The sequence below is a fragment of the Amycolatopsis sp. NPDC114504 genome, from assembly GCF_055633595.1.
Genome location: NZ_JBVKDU010000007.1, coordinates 326,330 through 342,041 on the forward strand (window position 1 = coordinate 326,330; position 15,712 = coordinate 342,041).

At 71.7% G+C, this 15,712-nt stretch carries 16 protein-coding genes; 10 read left to right on the forward strand and 6 right to left on the reverse strand.

The genetic code is table 11. From position 1 onward, the window contains the following. The first annotated feature begins 29 nt into the window (after positions 1 to 29). The 3 genes from ACZ7PG_RS48305 to ACZ7PG_RS48315 all read left to right on the forward strand — a co-directional run bounded on the left by ACZ7PG_RS48305 (position 30) and on the right by ACZ7PG_RS48315 (position 3,715). Positions 30 to 722 (forward strand): response regulator transcription factor, encoded by a 693-nt coding sequence (locus ACZ7PG_RS48305; RefSeq protein WP_470245977.1) that lies wholly within the window; start codon positions 30 to 32, stop codon positions 720 to 722. Then, positions 719 to 1,735, forward strand: coding sequence for a sensor histidine kinase (locus ACZ7PG_RS48310; RefSeq protein WP_470245978.1), 1,017 nt, complete (start codon positions 719 to 721; stop codon positions 1,733 to 1,735). Before ACZ7PG_RS48305 ends, ACZ7PG_RS48310 begins: the two co-directional genes overlap by 4 nt. Positions 1,736 to 2,380: 645 nt before the next feature. Next, the gene (locus tag ACZ7PG_RS48315; RefSeq protein WP_470245979.1) at positions 2,381 to 3,715 is read left to right on the forward strand and encodes a DUF4153 domain-containing protein; all 1,335 of its coding nucleotides are present in this window, start codon (positions 2,381 to 2,383) and stop codon (positions 3,713 to 3,715) included. Between the two features lie 93 nt (positions 3,716 to 3,808). On the opposite strand, the gene ACZ7PG_RS48320 is transcribed toward ACZ7PG_RS48315, so the two are convergent. Next, positions 3,809 to 4,141, reverse strand: a complete 333-nt coding sequence (locus tag ACZ7PG_RS48320) for an SSI family serine proteinase inhibitor (RefSeq protein WP_470246485.1) — start codon at positions 4,139 to 4,141, stop codon at positions 3,809 to 3,811. Positions 4,142 to 4,199: 58 nt separating this feature from the next. Beyond that, positions 4,200 to 5,834, reverse strand: coding sequence for a PucR family transcriptional regulator (locus tag ACZ7PG_RS48325; protein ID WP_470245980.1), 1,635 nt, complete (start codon positions 5,832 to 5,834; stop codon positions 4,200 to 4,202). Positions 5,835 to 5,967: 133 nt separating this feature from the next. Between ACZ7PG_RS48325 and ACZ7PG_RS48330 the strand changes: the two genes are divergently transcribed. After that, entirely contained in the window at positions 5,968 to 7,464 is a 1,497-nt protein-coding gene (locus tag ACZ7PG_RS48330; RefSeq protein WP_470245981.1) for a CoA-acylating methylmalonate-semialdehyde dehydrogenase, read from the forward strand. 73 nt (positions 7,465 to 7,537) lie between these two features. On the opposite strand, the gene ACZ7PG_RS48335 is transcribed toward ACZ7PG_RS48330, so the two are convergent. Genes ACZ7PG_RS48335 through ACZ7PG_RS48350 form a run of 4 tightly spaced genes read right to left on the reverse strand, consistent with a single transcriptional unit; the run spans position 7,538 to position 10,003 of the window. Continuing rightward, positions 7,538 to 8,029: a hypothetical protein gene (locus ACZ7PG_RS48335; RefSeq protein WP_470245982.1), complete on the reverse strand. Its 492-nt coding sequence runs from the start codon at positions 8,027 to 8,029 to the stop codon at positions 7,538 to 7,540. Further along, complete coding sequence (locus ACZ7PG_RS48340) at positions 8,026 to 9,222, reverse strand: hypothetical protein (RefSeq protein ID WP_470245983.1); 1,197 nt, start codon at positions 9,220 to 9,222, stop codon at positions 8,026 to 8,028. The genes ACZ7PG_RS48335 and ACZ7PG_RS48340 overlap by 4 nt, the downstream gene beginning before the upstream one ends. Beyond that, positions 9,219 to 9,545, reverse strand: coding sequence for a type VII secretion target (locus ACZ7PG_RS48345; RefSeq protein ID WP_470245984.1), 327 nt, complete (start codon positions 9,543 to 9,545; stop codon positions 9,219 to 9,221). The genes ACZ7PG_RS48340 and ACZ7PG_RS48345 overlap by 4 nt, the downstream gene beginning before the upstream one ends. Beyond that, positions 9,545 to 10,003, reverse strand: a complete 459-nt coding sequence (locus ACZ7PG_RS48350) for a YbaB/EbfC family nucleoid-associated protein (protein WP_470245985.1) — start codon at positions 10,001 to 10,003, stop codon at positions 9,545 to 9,547. Before ACZ7PG_RS48350 ends, ACZ7PG_RS48345 begins: the two co-directional genes overlap by 1 nt. 248 nt (positions 10,004 to 10,251) lie before the next feature. Between ACZ7PG_RS48350 and hrcA the strand changes: the two genes are divergently transcribed. From hrcA to ybeY, 6 genes are all read left to right on the forward strand, one after another. Further along, a complete protein-coding gene (gene hrcA / locus ACZ7PG_RS48355) occupies positions 10,252 to 11,274 on the forward strand; it encodes a heat-inducible transcriptional repressor HrcA (RefSeq protein WP_470245986.1) in 1,023 nt (340 codons plus the stop codon). Between the two features lie 31 nt (positions 11,275 to 11,305). Next, a complete protein-coding gene (gene dnaJ / locus ACZ7PG_RS48360; protein ID WP_470245987.1) occupies positions 11,306 to 12,475 on the forward strand; it encodes a molecular chaperone DnaJ in 1,170 nt (389 codons plus the stop codon). Between the two features lie 2 nt (positions 12,476 to 12,477). Further along, positions 12,478 to 13,230, forward strand: a complete 753-nt coding sequence (locus ACZ7PG_RS48365; protein WP_470245988.1) for a 16S rRNA (uracil(1498)-N(3))-methyltransferase — start codon at positions 12,478 to 12,480, stop codon at positions 13,228 to 13,230. Between the two features lie 380 nt (positions 13,231 to 13,610). Next, positions 13,611 to 13,973: a histidine triad nucleotide-binding protein gene (locus ACZ7PG_RS48370; protein ID WP_470245989.1), complete on the forward strand. Its 363-nt coding sequence runs from the start codon at positions 13,611 to 13,613 to the stop codon at positions 13,971 to 13,973. Between the two features lie 87 nt (positions 13,974 to 14,060). Next, positions 14,061 to 15,137, forward strand: a complete 1,077-nt coding sequence (locus ACZ7PG_RS48375) for a PhoH family protein (protein ID WP_470245990.1) — start codon at positions 14,061 to 14,063, stop codon at positions 15,135 to 15,137. Next, entirely contained in the window at positions 15,134 to 15,706 is a 573-nt protein-coding gene (ybeY, locus tag ACZ7PG_RS48380) for an rRNA maturation RNase YbeY (protein ID WP_470245991.1), read from the forward strand. The genes ACZ7PG_RS48375 and ybeY overlap by 4 nt, the downstream gene beginning before the upstream one ends. Positions 15,707 to 15,712 lie beyond the last annotated feature (6 nt).

Here is a 15,712-nt window from a genome sequence, read left to right on the forward strand (position 1 = left end):
CTCCACCGCCGATCCCTAAGGTCGTCCCCATGGAAGCAGGAGTGCGGCGGGTGCTCGTCGTCGAGGACGACGTCACGATCGCCGCGTCGATCGCGGCCCGGCTGCGGGCCGAGGGGTTCAGCGTCGACGTCGCCCACGACGGGCCGGCCGCGGTCGAAGCGGACACGGCCGCGGAGCCGGATCTCGTGGTGCTGGACGTCATGCTCCCGGGCTTCGACGGCCTGGAGGTCTGCCGCCGGATCCAGGGGCGGCGGCCGGTGCCGGTGCTCATGCTGACCGCGCGCGCCGACGAGACGGACATGCTGGTCGGGCTGGGCGTCGGCGCCGACGACTACCTCACGAAGCCGTTCTCGATGCGGGTGCTGACGGCGCGGGTGCACGCGCTGCTGCGGCGGGTCGAGCGCTCGTCTTCGGTGGTGGGCACGCGGATCGTGCTCGGCGACCTCGAGATCGACGTCGACCAGCGGCGTGTCGCCCGGGCCGGCGTGGCGGCGCAGCTGACGCCGATCGAGTTCGACCTGCTGGTGCACTTCGCGCGGCGGCCGCGAGTGGTGCAGCCGCGCGAAAGGCTGTTGTCGGAGGTGTGGGACTGGGACGTCCACAGCACGTCCGCGGGCACCCGGGCGGTCGACAGCCACATCAAGGCGCTGCGGCGGAAGCTTGGCGCCGACCTCATCCGGACGGTGCACGGCGTCGGGTACGCGCTGGAGGCGGGATCGTGAAGGCGCTGCTGGTCAGGGTGGTCGAGCTGCTGCCGCGGCCGCTGGACGGCGTCCGGTCGATCAAGCTGAAGCTGGCGATCCTGATGGTCGCGTCCGGCGGGGTCGCGTTCGCGTTCTTCAACTGGCAGATCGGGTGGCTGCCACCCAGGACGACGATCACGGCGATGGTGCTGGCGCTGGTGTTGTCGCAGGTGCTGGCGCACGGGATGACCCGGCCGCTGCGCGAGATGACGGGCGCGGTGCGGGCGATGGCGAAGGGCGACTACACGCGCCGCGTCCGAGCCACCACGCGGGACGAGGTGGGCGAGCTGGCGCAGGCGTTCAACCTGATGGCGGGCGACCTCGGCGACGCGGATCGGCAGCGCCGCGAGCTGATCGCGAACGTGTCGCACGAGCTGCGGACGCCGATCACGGCGTTGAGCGGAGTGCTGGAGAACTTGGTCGACGGCGTCGAAGATCCCGATCCCGCCACGTTGAAGACGGCGCTGCAGCAGACCGAACGACTGGCGACGCTGGTGGACGAGCTGCTGGACCTGTCGCGCCTCGACGCGGGGGCGATTCCGTTGCACAAGACGTCGTTTTGCCTTTCGGTGCTGCTTTCCGAAGCGGTGTCGGAGGCGGCGCTGGTGCGCGGGGTGACGTTCTCGGTGGCGGTTTCCCCACCGGACGCGGAGGTGACGGCGGACCGCGGCCGGCTGTTCCAGGTGATGGCGAACCTGCTGGAGAACGCGGCCCGCCACGGCCCGGCGGGCGGCTCGGTGCGGGTACTGGCCGAGGTCCGGCCGGGCGAGATTCGGATAGACGTGTGCGACGAGGGCCCGGGGATAGCCCCGGCGGATCGCCTGAGGGTGTTCGAGCGGTTCACGCGCGGCGAGCGGCCATCCGGCGGCGGGACGGGGCTGGGGCTGGCGATCGCGCGGTGGGCGGTGGAGCTGCACGGCGGGACGATCGGGGTGGTTTCGCCCGAAGCCGGGGTCGGGAGCCGGATCCGGGTGACGTTGCCGACGGGCTGACGTTCTCTTGGGGACTGACTGAGAGGGCAGTGCGGGCCATGACATTTGCGAACGCGAACGAGAGTTGAGGAACATGCCGAAGAGCAGGGTCGGTGAGCCCGACGAGCCGGGCGCGGAGAAGCGGGTGCCGCGGGGCAAGCGATCGGCGGGGGTGGCTTCACCCGAGCCGGGGTCGGCGGGGGAGGCGCCGTCCGGTCGGTTCGCGAGGGCATCCTCGGTCCGAGCCGCATTGGAGGAGCGGGCGGTGGCGAGCCGGGCGATCCGGCCGGATCCGCGCAGACGGCGGGCCGCGGGGCGCGGGCCGGCCGAGTCGCTGGGGGTGGCTCGACTGGATCCGCTGGTGCGGCAGGAAGCGGGGCGCGGGTCGGCCGAGTCGCTGGGGGTGGCTCGGCTGGATCCGCTGGTGCGGCAGGAAGCGGGGCGCGGGTCGGCCGAGTTGCTGGGGGTGGCTCGGCCGGCCCCGCAGGTGCGGCAGGCGGCGGGGCTTCATTCGAACCCACAGCTGGTGAAGCCTGGACCGGCGGTGTCGCCGTCGCGGCTCCTCCCGTTCTCATGCGGCCGATCCCGCCTCCCAAGTCCGCCGTCGTCCCGCTCCCGCCCGCCGTTCTCCCCGCCGCCGGGCTAGCCGGGGTCGCTGCCGCTCTCGTGCTCCCCGTCGACCGGCCCGGCGTCGGATGGCTGCTCGCCGGAGTGGCCGTCACCCTCGCCGTCTTCCTCGCCGATCGGCGGTCGGCGGCGGGCTCCGGGTCCTTCACCTGGGGCAGCGCCGGCTGGGCCTTCCTCACCCTCGCCCTGCTCGGGATGGGCGCCGTGCGGGCCTCCGGGTGGCTGTTCGTCCTCTGCGTGCTCGGCGCCTTCGTCACCGGGTCGCTCGCCGTCGTGGGGAAGCGGACCGTCAACTCCATCGTCTACGACATGCTCGCCGTCCCGCTCGAAGCCCTGCGCGCCGTTCCCTGGGCCGGGCGCGGGGTCGGCCGGTTCGCCGCCCGCCGGGACGGTGTCGCCCGGCGGATCGGGCTCGCCGTACTCGCCACCGCCGCGCTCGTCGCCGTCTTCGTGCCGCTGCTCGCCAGTGCCGATGCCGCCTTCGCCGCCGTGGTCAACGCCGTCGTCCCCGATCTCAGTCTCGACGTCCTCGTGCGGTGGTGCTGCGTGTTCCTCGCCGCGGCGCTGCTCGTCGCCGGGGCCTGCTACTTCCTCGCCGCACCAGCGCATCGCGCGGAAACAGACCGTCCATACCGGACCAAGTACGGTCTGGAGTGGACACTCCCGCTGACCGTCCTCGTCCTGCTGTTCAGCGTGTTCGTCGGCGTTCGGCTGGTCGTCCTCTTCGGCGGGACCGGGTACGTCCTGCGCACCAGCAACCTCACCTCCGCCGAATACGCCCGCGGCGGCTTCTGGCAGCTGTGCGCCGTCACCGTGCTGACGCTGGCCATCGTCGCCGCGGCCTTGCGCTGGGCGCCGAACGTCACGAAGGCCGACCGGCTCCGCCAGCGCGTCCTGCTGGGCGCCCTGAGCGCGTTGAGCCTGGTGCTCGTCGGGTCGGCGCTGAGTCGCATGTGGACCTACCAGGAGGCCTACGGCTTCACCGTCCTGCGGCTGCTGGTCGAGGTCTGCGAACTCTGGTTCGGTGCCGTGTTCGTGCTGGTGGCGGCGTCGCTGCTCAAGCTTCGCTCGGCGTGGCTGCCGCGCGCGGCGATCGGCACCGCCGCCGCGGCGCTGCTGGTGCTCGCCGTGCTCGACCCGGAACGCCTCATCGCCGACGCCAACCTCGACCGCGCGGCCGCCGGGAAACCCCTTGACCACCGCTACCTGGCCGGGTTCTCCGCCGACGTCGTCCCGGTGGTGTCGGCCCGGCTGCCGGAACCGCTCCGCAGCTGCGTACTGCGCCAGGTCCTCGCCGGCGACACCCCCGACGGCTGGCCCGCCTGGAACCTCAGCCGCTCGGCGGCCCGCGACGTGACTCTCGGCAACTGCTGAACCGCCGGCGCGGGCTGTGCGTAGTTAAAAGCATTGCGCGGGAGCCACCGGGCCGTCGTGGGGGCGGCCCGGCGGCTTCCGCGCGCCAAGCCCTCAGAAGGCGAAGACGTCGTCCGAGTCGCGGTCCGCGGCGCAGCGGTTCGGGAACGACGTCCGGTACGACACCGGCTTTCCCCGCCAGGTGCCGACGACCGTCACGTCGACCGGGGCGTAGATCAGCGTGCACGCCTGGTGCTTCGCGGTGATCCGCGAGAAGTCGCCGCCGACGCCCGAAAGCACGTCGCACGCCTTGTCGCGCTTGGGGTGCGTGCCGCCGGTCGGGTCGCACGTCAGCACCACCGAGCCGATCCGGTTGGCGGTGTCGTGGCTGGTCAGCTGCAACGTCGACGCCGGCGGCTGCGCCGGCGCGAGGCAGCTCAGGCTCATCAGGCAGGCAGCGAAGGGGAGTAGGGCCATATCGGTTCCATCGGCAGCCCGAGGTCGATCACTGTGCTCCCCGTCCGGGTGAGTCTTCTTCCCTCGGCCGGGTGAGGTCCAGCGACAGCAACGCCACGTAGAGCGAGAGCATCGACTCCGGGTCCTCCAGCCGGACGCCGAGGACCTGCTCGATCCGGGCGAGCTGCTGGTAGTACGCCGTCCGCGAGGTGTGCGCCGCCGCCGCGGCCGCCGACTTGTTGCCGCCCTGCTCGCAGTAGTGCCGCAGCGCCTGCACCAGCCGGCTGCCGGACGCCGCGTCGCGCTGGAGCAGCGGCCCGAGCTCCCGCACCGCGAACGCCGTCACGCGCTCGTCGCCCGAAAGCAGGTGCAGCAGGCCGCGCAGGCGGACGTCCGACAGCCGGTGCAGCACGCGCTCGGCGCCCGCGCCCAACGCCGCCGCCGCGACCTGGCCGGCCTCCAGCAGCGTCCGGCCCGCTTCGGCGGGCGACGACACCGTCGTGCCGACCGCGAGCACGCCGGGCGCGCTGCCCCTGGCCTCGTGGACGTCGGTGGCGAGCCGGTGCAGCACGGTGTCGGCGTTCGCCTCCGGCGACAGCGCGATCAGCGCGCGCACGCCGAGGTCGTCGGTCGCCACCAGCGCCGACACCTTCGCGCGGCGGGCCGCGAGCACCGTCGCCTCGGCGAGTTCGCGCAGCACCGGCGGCGTCGAAAGAGCGGGACGGCTGCCGACCAGCCGAGGCCGGACCGCGAGCCCGACCAGCTGCCGCCCGGTCAGCGGCACGGCCAGTGCCGAGGCCCGCGCCAGCAGCTCCGCCGTCGGGGCCGGCGACGCGAGCAGCTCGTGCAGCACGGCCCGATGGGCTTGGCGCTCCAGGCTGTCGGAGTCCTTGGCCACGAGCCGGTGCACGGCCAGCGCCGACGCGGCCCGCTCGGCGACCACCTGGTGGCGGCGCGGCGGCTGGTCGGCGCAGACGACCACGAGGCGTCCCCAGTCGTGCCCGCGCGCGCCGACGACGGTCACCAGCCAGCCCGAGCCGGGGTGGTAGCCGGTCCGCTCGCCGACCTGGACCACCCGCGACCGGGCCGGCCAGCCGGTGAGCAGCTCGGCCGGGTCGGCGCCCGCCGCGTCGTAGGCGAGGACCTCGTGCGACAGCGTCTCCAGCACCACCGGCTGCTCGGTCAACCGGGCGACTTCGCCCAGGACGACGCCGGGTTCGGCGCCCGCGACCGTCAGCGCGGTGAACGTCTCGTGCACGCGCTCGGCGGCGCGCAGCTCGGCGACCTGGGCGTCGACGATCTGGCCGTTCACCGCCTCGGTGACGCTCACGTACCGGGTCTCGCGCGAGAGCGTCACCAGCGGCAGGCCGTGCTTCTCCGCCGACTCGACCAGCGCGGCGGGCAGCTTGTCGCTCCAGTGCCGGACCAGTTCGATCACCAGGCCGGCGGCGCCGACCCCGGCCAGGTCGGCGACGTACCGGGCCAGCGCCGGGCCGTCGTCGGGCAGCGCGACGCCGGTCGTCAGCACCAGCTCGCCGCCGCGCAGCAGGTGCGCGATGTCGGCGACCTCGGCGACGTGCGCCCAGCGCACCGGGGCGTCGAGCCCGGACGAGCCGGCGACGACGTGCGGGCGGCCCTGGCGCAGCACCGGCAGCGCGAGCACCTCGGCGACGGTCGGGTACATGGCTCCTCGGGTCTGATCGGCAGGGACAGACTGTACGGCCGGGACGGTGACTCCGTACACGTTGTCGATGGCGGTGGCGTGGCGCCCGACCGGAGACTCGCAGAAGACGTCCCCGAGCCGAGGAGTGCCCGCCGTGACCGACCGCATCAGCCACTGGATCGACGGCAAGCCGTTCACCGGGACCGCCGGGCGTTCGGGCGAGGTGTTCGACCCCGCCACCGGGCAGGTCCGGGCGCACGTCGACTTCGCCGGCGACGCCGAGGTCGAAGCGGCCGTCGCCGCGGCCAAGGCGGCGCTGCCGGGCTGGCGCGGGACGTCACTGGCCGGCCGGACGCGGGTGCTGTTCGCCTTCCGCGAGCTCCTGGTGGCGCGCAAGCACGAGCTGGCGAAGATCGTCACGAGCGAGCACGGCAAGGTCGAGTCCGACGCGGCGGGCGAGGTCGCGCGCGCGATCGAGAACGTCGAGTACGCGTGCGGCGCGGCCCAGCTGCTCAAGGGCGGGTTCAGCGAGAACGCGTCCACCGGCGTCGACGTCTACTCGATCGCGCAGCCGCTCGGCGTGGTCGGGGTGATCTCGCCGTTCAACTTCCCGGCGATGGTGCCGCTCTGGTTCGTCCCGAACGCGCTGGCCTGCGGCAACACCGTCGTGCTCAAGCCGAGTGAGAAGGACCCGTCCGCCGCACTGTTCATCGCCGAGCTGTTCGCCGAAGCCGGGCTGCCCGCGGGCGTGCTGAACGTGCTGCACGGCGACAAGGTGGCGGTGGACGGCCTGCTGACGCACCCCGACGTCAAGGCGATCTCGTTCGTCGGGTCGACGCCGATCGCGCGCTACGTCTACGAAACCGGCACCGGGCACGGCAAGCGCGTGCAGGCGCTCGGCGGCGCGAAGAACCACATGGTCGTGCTGCCGGACGCGGACCTCGACCTGGCCGCGGACGCCGCGGTGTCGGCCGGGTTCGGCTCGGCGGGCGAGCGCTGCATGGCGGTGTCGGTGGTCGTCGCGGTCGACCCGATCGGCGACGAGCTGGTGCGCAAGATCACCGAGCGGATGTCGGTGCTGCGCGTCGGAGACGGTCGTGACCCGTCGTCCGAGATGGGCCCCCTGGTGACGTCGGCCCACCACGCGCGGGTTTCGTCCTATGTGGACGCCGGGGTGTCGGCGGGCGCGTCGCTGGTGGTGGACGGGCGCGGCATCGAGGTTTCCGGTGCCCCGGACGGCTTCTGGCTCGGCCCGACGCTGTTCGACCACGTCCGCCCGGAGATGTCGATCTACACCGACGAGATCTTCGGCCCGGTGCTGTCGGTGGCGCGCACGGCCTCCTACGACGACGCCCTGGACCTGATCAACGCGAACCCGTACGGCAACGGCGTGGCGATCTTCACCGGCGACGGCTCGTCGGCGCGGCGCTTCCAGAACGAGGTCGAGGTCGGCATGGTCGGGGTGAACGTCCCGATCCCGGTCCCGGTGGCGTACTACTCGTTCGGCGGCTGGAAGGACTCGCTGTTCGGCGACAGCCACGCGTACGGGCCGGAGGGGTTCCACTTCTTCACCCGGACGAAGGTCGTGACGTCGCGGTGGCCGGACCGGTCGCACGCCGGGGTGAACCTGGGCTTCCCCCGCAACTCCTGAGATTCGTGGTGCGGCCGAGGGGGCCTGGCGGTCTCCCTCGGGCGGCGAGAACACGGGTCCATCGGCTCCGGCGCTACGCCGGCAGGACGTTGATCAGCAGCTTGCTGCGCGGGGCGATCAGCACGGTGTTGACCTGCTCCGGCCGGATCCGCTCGCGGAGCTTGCGCTCCAGCGGGTAGGTCCGGCCGCCCGTCTTCAGGTAGTAGTGCTCGTTGTGGCCCTGGCTGAGCCGGGTGGAGAGCGCGATCGGGTGGTCGTCGCCGGGTCGTTGCCTGCCGAAGTCGTGGGTCCAGCCCGTGGTCGCGACCAGCTGACCGCTCCGCACGTCCGCCAGCCGGCGCCGGCATACGAACGCGAGCCAGGCGGTGATCGCCAGGATCGGGACGAGGGTGCCGAGGACTTCGGCGGCGGTCTCCGCCACGGCGGCGAGCAGCACCGCCACCACGAGGCCCGCGATGGCCAGGACGGCCGCGACCCAGAAGTTGAGGTCGAGCAGCTTTCCCCGTTGCGAGGGGTGGAGCCGGCCGTGGCGGTTGGCCAGCTCCACCTCGGCCTGCTCGATCACTCGGCCTCGCCTTCGGGGTGTTCCTTCTCGTAGGACTCTTGGCCCTCGTGGTAGCGGTCGATCTGTTCGTTCTCCTGACGGCGGCCCTCGGTCACGACACCGACGGTGTCCGCGGTGCTCCACCCCGGATAGCCGCCGGCCTTCTGCCACTCCGCCGGCTTGAGCGCGCTGCGGCCGTCCTCGGAGTACTTGTCGCCGAGGCCTTCGACCTTTTCGCGGCCGGGGACATGGGACTCGGCGGCTTCGTTCCAGCCCTTCGCCGTCTCCTCGGCGGACTTGGCCTCCTTGCCCGCCTGCTTCAGCTCGTTGGCCTTCCGCTCGATGCCCGCGGCGGTGTCGATCGACTTGTCCACGATCTTGTCGGCCGCCTTGCCGGCCTTCTTCAGCGCGTTCGCCGCGCCTTCCAGGGCCGCCTTCGACTTGCCCGCGCCCTTCGCCAGGCTCTCCAGCTTCTCGACGATCTTCGCGATCCTCGTGCTGATCTTCTCCGCGAGCACGCCGCCCTCGATGACCGTGTCGGCGATGAACGCCGCGATCGTGCCGCCGAACGTGCACCAGGACGCGGCCAGCGCGGCCAGGGCCTTGACGATCAGCTCGCCCACGAACGACGAGATCATGTCGCGGATCAGCCCGCGCTCGGTGCCGACCAGTGCCGCGCCGACGTTCATGGCCGTCGACGCGTCTCCGGCGTGCGAAGCCGCTCCGCGCAGCACGCCGACGTAGCTCTCCGCCGTCTTCTGGTACGCCTCGGCCGACCCGCAGTCGCTGAACGACTGCTGGACCTTCTTGGCCTGCTGCTCGTAGCTCTCGGCCGTCTCCGTGAGCGACTTGGCGATGTTCGTCCAGGTCACGGCCTTGGCGGTGACGGCTTCGGGCTTGCCGGCCAGCTTGTCGAGGCCGTCCTTGAGGAAGCTGATGTGCTCGATCAGCCAGCCGACCCCGGCGCTGGCCAGCGTGCCGAGCGGGTCCATCGCCGCGCCGAGCAGGTCGAGGGCGTCGGTGCCGACGTCCATGGCGAGGTTGCCCCAGTCGCCGTTGCGGGCGTCGGTGAGCGTCGACGCCGCGTCGCTGAAGATGCCCGCGCCGCCGGTCTGGGCGTTGACGTTGTCCAGCTCGCCCTTCGAGCCGTCGCCCATGCCGCTCCAGAAGCCGCCCGGCGACTCGGCCGTGGCGACGAGTGCGTTCTCGGTCATGCCGGGAGCTCCTTGCCGATGCCCTCGATCAGGCACTTCGTCTTGTCTTCGTGGTCGCGGAACGCCGTGTGCGCGGTTTTCACCCGGTCCGCGACCTCGTGGCCGGCCGCGACGGCGTCGTTCAGGAAGCTGTCGGCGGTGTCCACCCACGCCTGGATCGGCAGCGCGAACACCTGCCCGACCAGCCCGAACGCGTCGAAGTCGAGCGCGCCGGCGGTGCCCGCGGCCTCGACCGCCTGCTGCACCCGGTCGGCGATCTCCCGGATCTCGTCCTCGTGGCCGCCGAGGACGTCGAAGTCGACCTTCATCGCTTCGCCCGCCATCACAGCCCCCGGCGCAGGATCGGGCCGCCGAAGTCCTCGTCGTCGTCCGGGCGGGGCCGGGCCGGGCGCACGGGCGGCGGCGGGGTTTGCGGTGGGGTTTCCCGTGGCTTTTCGGCGAATTCCCAGCGCGGCGGCGCCGGTTCTTCTTCCGGAACTTCGGGCGCCGGGATCTGTTCCCGGAGGAATTCCATCGCGTCGCTGTCGGCGCCGATCACCGGCGCCATGATCGCGGTCAGCTGCTGGGCGGCGTCGACCTGCGCGCGTTTGGCGGCCGCGAGGACGGCCTGGGCGAGCCGGGCCCGCGGCAGCTCGTCCGCACGCGGTCCGAAGGTGAGTTCCTGCAGCGCACCGCTGGTGTTGACGGTGACCGTGACGGACCCGTCGGCGCTCGTGGCGGTCGCCGAGACGCGCTCGAGCCGGGCTTTCGCCTCGGCCGCGCGCCGGGCGATATCGGGCATTCCGGCCGAAGCGGGTTCAATTCGGTTCACAGCGACCTCGTAGTCGGTCCGAGTCGGGGGAGGGCATGCGGATCAGAGGCAGCAAACCGCTTTTCGGTTCCCGCTTCAAGCCGGAAATTCATTTCGAGAAGAATGCATGGGAATTCGTTTGTCCGCTCTTTACCCGACGCGCACCCCCGGGGTTGAGCACGACCGGCTCAGGCTTCCGTAAACTCAAGGTGAGCAGCGAGCGAAGTAGGTGAGGAACGGTGGCCAACGCGGACGAGCGCCGCTTCGACGTGCTGCGCGCGATCGTCGCCGACTACGTGTCCAACCAGGAACCCGTCGGCTCCAAGGCGATCGTCGAACGGCACAACCTGGGCGTGTCGAGCGCCACCGTGCGCAACGACATGGCCACTCTCGAGGAAGAGGGCTACATCACCCAGCCGCACACCAGCGCGGGGCGGGTGCCGACCGACAAGGGCTACCGGCTCTTCGTCGACCGGCTCTCGGAGATCAAGCCCCTGAGCGCGGCCGAGCGGCGGGCCATCACCACCTTCCTCGACAGCGGCACCGACCTCGACGACGTCCTCCGCCGCTCGGTCCGGCTGCTCGCGCAGCTGACCCGGCAGGTCGCCGTCGTCCAGTACCCGATGCTGACCAACGCCAAGGTGCGCCACCTCGAGGTGGTGCCGCTCACCCCGGCGCGGCTGATGCTGGTGCTGATCGCCGACAACGGCCGCGTCGACCAGCGCACGGTCGACCTCGGCGACGTCGTCACCGAAGAGGACGTGGCGCGGCTGCGCTCGGTGCTCAACACGGCCATGTCCGGCCGCCGGCTCAACGAGGCCGCCGCGCGCGTCGCCGAGCTGCCCGACAAGGCGCCCGGCGAGCTGCGGGACGCGCTCATCCGCGTCACCACGGTCCTGGTCGAGTCGCTGGCCGAACACCCCGAAGAACGCCTGGTCCTCGGCGGCACCGCGAACCTCACGCGGAACGTCGCCGACTTCCCGGGTTCGCTGCGCCAGGTCCTCGAAGCCCTCGAGGAGCAGGTGGTCGTGCTGAAGCTCCTGGCCGCCGCGCGCAACCCCGGTGCGATCACCGTGCGCATCGGTGAGGAAAATGAGGACGAGCAGATGCGCAGCACCTCGGTCGTCTCGATCGGATACGGCCAGGACATGGTGCTCGGCGGCATGGGGGTGGTCGGCCCGACCCGGATGGACTACCCCGGCACGATCGCCGCGGTGCGCGCGGTCGCCAACTACGTGGGGCAGATCCTGGCCGGCCGCTGAGCCGGGCAGAGCAGAAGGAGAAGCAGAGACGGTGGCGAGGGACTACTACGGCATCCTCGGGGTGGCCAAGAACGCGAGCGACCAGGACATCAAGCGCGCGTACCGGAAGCTGGCCAGGGAGCTGCACCCCGACGTCAACCCGTCGGAAGACGCGCAGCACAAGTTCGGCGAGGTGACGACGGCCTACGAGGTGCTGTCCGACCCGCAGAAGCGCAAGATCGTCGACCTCGGCGGCGACCCGATGGACGGTGGCGCGCGCGGCGGGGGCGGCGGCGACCCGTTCGCCGGGTTCGGCGGCCTCGGCGACATCATGGACGCCTTCTTCGGCGCGGCCGGGGGCGGCGGCGGCGGACGCGGGCGAGGACCCCGCAGCCGCGTCCAGCCCGGCTCCGACGCGCTGATCCGGCTCGGCCTGTCCCTCGAGGACTGCGCCACCGGCGTCGACAAGGAGATCGCCGTCGACACCGCGATCGTCTGCGACCTCTGCCGCGGCGCCGGCACCACCGAAGGCACCGGCGTCAAGACCTGCGACACCTGCGGCGGCGCCGGCGAGGTCCAGTCCGTCCAGCGGTCCTTCCTCGGCCAGGTCGTCACGGCCCGCCCGTGCCCGGTCTGCCGCGGCTTCGGCGAGGTCATCCCCGACCCCTGCCGCCAGTGCGGCGGCGACGGCCGCATCCGCGCCCGCCGCAACGTCACCGCGAAGATCCCGCCGGGCGTCGGCGACGGCATGCGCATCCGCCTCTCCGGCCAGGGCGAGGTCGGCCCCGGCGGCGGCCCGGCCGGCGACCTCTACGTCGAGATCGACGAGACCCCGCACGAGGTCTTCGTCCGCCAGGGCCACGACCTGCACTGCAACTTCCGCATCCCGATGACCACCGCCGCCCTCGGCGCCACGGTGCCCATCTCCACGCTCATCGACGGCGACTACGAGCTCGACGTCGAAGCCGGCACCCAGCCCAACGCCGAGCTCGTCCTCACCGGCAAGGGCATGCCCCGCCTGCGGTCCTCCGGCCGCGTCGACGGCCGCGGCGACCTCCACGTCCACATCGACGTCGTGGTCCCGACGAAGCTCGACGAAGCCCAGAGCGAGCTCCTCGTCGAGCTCGCCCGGCAGCGCGGCGAAGAAGTCCCGACCCTGGCGTCCAACGGCACCAAGCACGGCGGCCTGTTCTCCAAGCTGCGCGCCAAGAACCACCGCTGACCGTGCCCGACACCACCCTGCCGGTCTTCCTCGCCGCCTCGGTGCCCAAGAGCGGGCACGCGGTCCTCGACGGCGAGGAAGCCCGGCACGCGGCCACCGTCCGCCGCCTGCGCACGGGGGAGCGGCTGGTCCTCTCCGACGGCGCGGGCACCATGGCCCGCTGCGTCGTCGAAGCCGTCCAGCCCGGCCGCGACGCCGTCCTGACGCTCACGGTCGAGGAGAGCTGGACCGAGGAACCGCCCGCCCTGCGCGTCGTCCTCGCCCAAGCCCTCGCCAAAGGCGACCGCGGCGAGCTCGCCGTCGAGCTCGCCACCGAAGCCGGCATCGACGCGATCGTCCCCTGGCGCGCCGCCCGCAGCGTCGCCAAGTGGGACGACGGCGGACGCGGCGACAAAGCCCTCGCCCGCTGGCGCGCCACCGCCCGCGCCGCCGCCAAACAAGCCCGCCGCGCCCACATCCCCGACGTCACCGAACCCGCCGGCACCCACGAGCTCGCCGGACTGATCGCCACCACCTCCCTGACGATCGTGCTCGAGTCCGACGTCCCCGACCGCCTCACCGACCTCGACCTGCCCGACACCGGCGACATCCTCCTGGTCGTCGGCCCCGAAGGCGGCATCACCGACGACGAGCTCCGCACCCTGCGCGAAGCCGGCGCCCGAGCCGTCCGCCTCGGGACGACAGTGCTGCGCACCTCCACCGCCGCGGCCGTCGCACTCGGCGCGCTGGGCGCCCTCACCGCCCGGTGGCGGTGAAAAGATCACCGGAAAAAAGAACCCCGATTTTGCGCCCAGTTATGGCGCGATCACACTCCGACCCGTTACTCTCGTTTACTAACGCAGCACGCACCGTTCCGGACCGTCACGGCCCGAACCGGGTGCCGCGCCACTGGGAAGTTACAAAGCTCCGCCGGGCACCTCCCCCCTCGGTCCGGCGGCCGCCGCGGCAGCGGTAGATCGACCCCCAGGGTCTACCGCTCCGCGGCCCCCTTCCTCGCTTCGCTTCGGTCGGGGGCCGCTTCGCGTTCGTTGTGTTCTCTGGGGGTCAAACCCCCAGACCCCCAGCCGGGGGTTCCCCCCGGACCCCCCGCTCGGTGCCGGTCTTGTTGTTGGCTGGGGTCGATAGGGTGTCTCCTATGAGTGAGGATGAGACTCTCTTCGAGCGGATCATTGCTGGTCAGATCCCTGCTGATGTTGTCTATCAGGACGATGCCACCTTTGCCTTTCGGGATATTCGGCCTCAGGCGAAGGTTCATGTGCTGGTCGTGCCCAAGAAGCGGTATCGGAACCTTGGGGAGCTTGCTGCTGGTGATCCTCAGTTGCTTGCTCAGGTTGCTCTCGCTGCTCGTAAGGTTGCTGAGCTTGAGGGTGTTGCCGAGTCCGGGTATCGGGTTGTCTTCAACACCGATGGGGATGCCGGGCAGACCGTTTTTCATGTTCATGCGCATGTCCTGGGGGGTGAGCCTCTGGGGCTCTTCGGGGCTCCTGAGCAGGACTAGCCCAAACCCGTCTGCGTTCTGTCGGTGGGTGCCAGTATCGTTGGTGGGGTCCGTTCTCCCTCACCGAGAAAGCAGGCCTGAGGCCACGTGGCCGGAACCGTACCGGGTGGCGCCGCCCGACCCGATGTCCCCGGGGACGTCGCCAAGACCGAGGATGCCGCCGTGCAGGCGGCCCAGTCCCGGTTCCCCATTCCCGACGCCGCCGCGCTCAGCCTGCTCGGCTCCCGCGACGAGAACCTGCGCGTCGCCGAGGAACTCCTCGCCGCCGACGTGCACGTCCGCGGCAACGAGGTCACCCTCACCGGCACCCCCGCCGACGTCGCCTTCGCCGAGCGCGTCTTCGCCGACCTCGTCACCCTCGCCACCGGCGGGCAGCAGGTCGGCCCGGACACCGTCCGGCGCACCATCGGCATGCTCTCCAGCGGAGACGCGTCGCCCGCCGAGGTCCTCAGCCTCAACATCGTCTCCCGCCGCGGCAAGACCATCCGGCCCAAGACGCTCAACCAGAAGCGCTACGTCGACGCCATCGACAAGCACACCGTCGTCTTCGGCATCGGCCCCGCCGGCACCGGTAAGACCTACCTCGCCATGGCGAAGGCCGTCCAGGCCCTCCAGGCCAAGCAGGTCACCCGCATCGTGCTGACCCGCCCGGCCGTCGAAGCCGGCGAGCGCCTCGGCTACCTGCCCGGCACGCTCAACGAGAAGATCGACCCCTACCTGCGGCCGCTCTACGACGCGCTGCACGACATGGTCGAACCCGAGTCCATCCCGCGGCTCATGCAGGCCGGCACCATCGAGATCGCGCCGCTCGCCTACATGCGCGGCCGCACGCTCAACGACGCCTTCATCATCCTCGACGAGGCCCAGAACACCACGCCCGAGCAGATGAAGATGTTCCTCACCCGCCTCGGCCAGGGCTCCAAGATCGTCGTCACCGGCGACGTCACCCAGGTCGACCTCCCCAACGGGCAGCGCAGCGGCCTCCGCGTCGTGCGCGACATCCTCGGCGGCGTCGAAGGACTCCACTTCGCCGAACTGACCAGCCAGGACGTCGTCCGGCACAAGCTCGTCGGCGACATCGTCGACGCCTACGAGAAGTGGCAGGCCGTGCAGGACGCGCAGGACCAGCAGCAGGGCAACGGCTGGAAGGGCAACCGGCGGTGAGCATCGAGATCGCCAACGAGTCCGGCGTCGACGTCGACGAGACGTCCATCGTCTCGGCCGCCCGCTACGCCCTCGACAAGATGGAGGTCAGCCCGCTCGCCGAGCTGTCCATCCTGCTCGTCACCCTCGAAGTCATGGAAGACCTGCACGAACGCTGGATGGACCTCCCCGGCCCCACCGACGTCATGGCCTTCCCGATGGACGAGCTCGACTCCTCCCGCCGCCCGGACGCGCCCGACGCGTCGCCGGCGCTGCTCGGGGACATCGTGCTCTGCCCGGCGTTCGCCAAGGACCAGGCCAAGACCGCGGGCCACGGCCTGATCGACGAGCTGCACCTGCTCACCGTGCACGGCTGCCTCCACCTCCTCGGTTACGACCACGCCGAACCCGCCGAGGAACGCGAGATGTTCGCCCTCCAGAAGCGGATCCTCGGCGAGTACCAGGACGCCGTCTCCGCACTGGAGAAGCGCGACGCCCAGCGCAACACCGACGACCGCGTCCTCGGCATCGCCGGACTCGACACGGGCGCCGCGCCGGCCGCCGAACCGGCCACCGGGGAAACGCCCTAGGCGCCA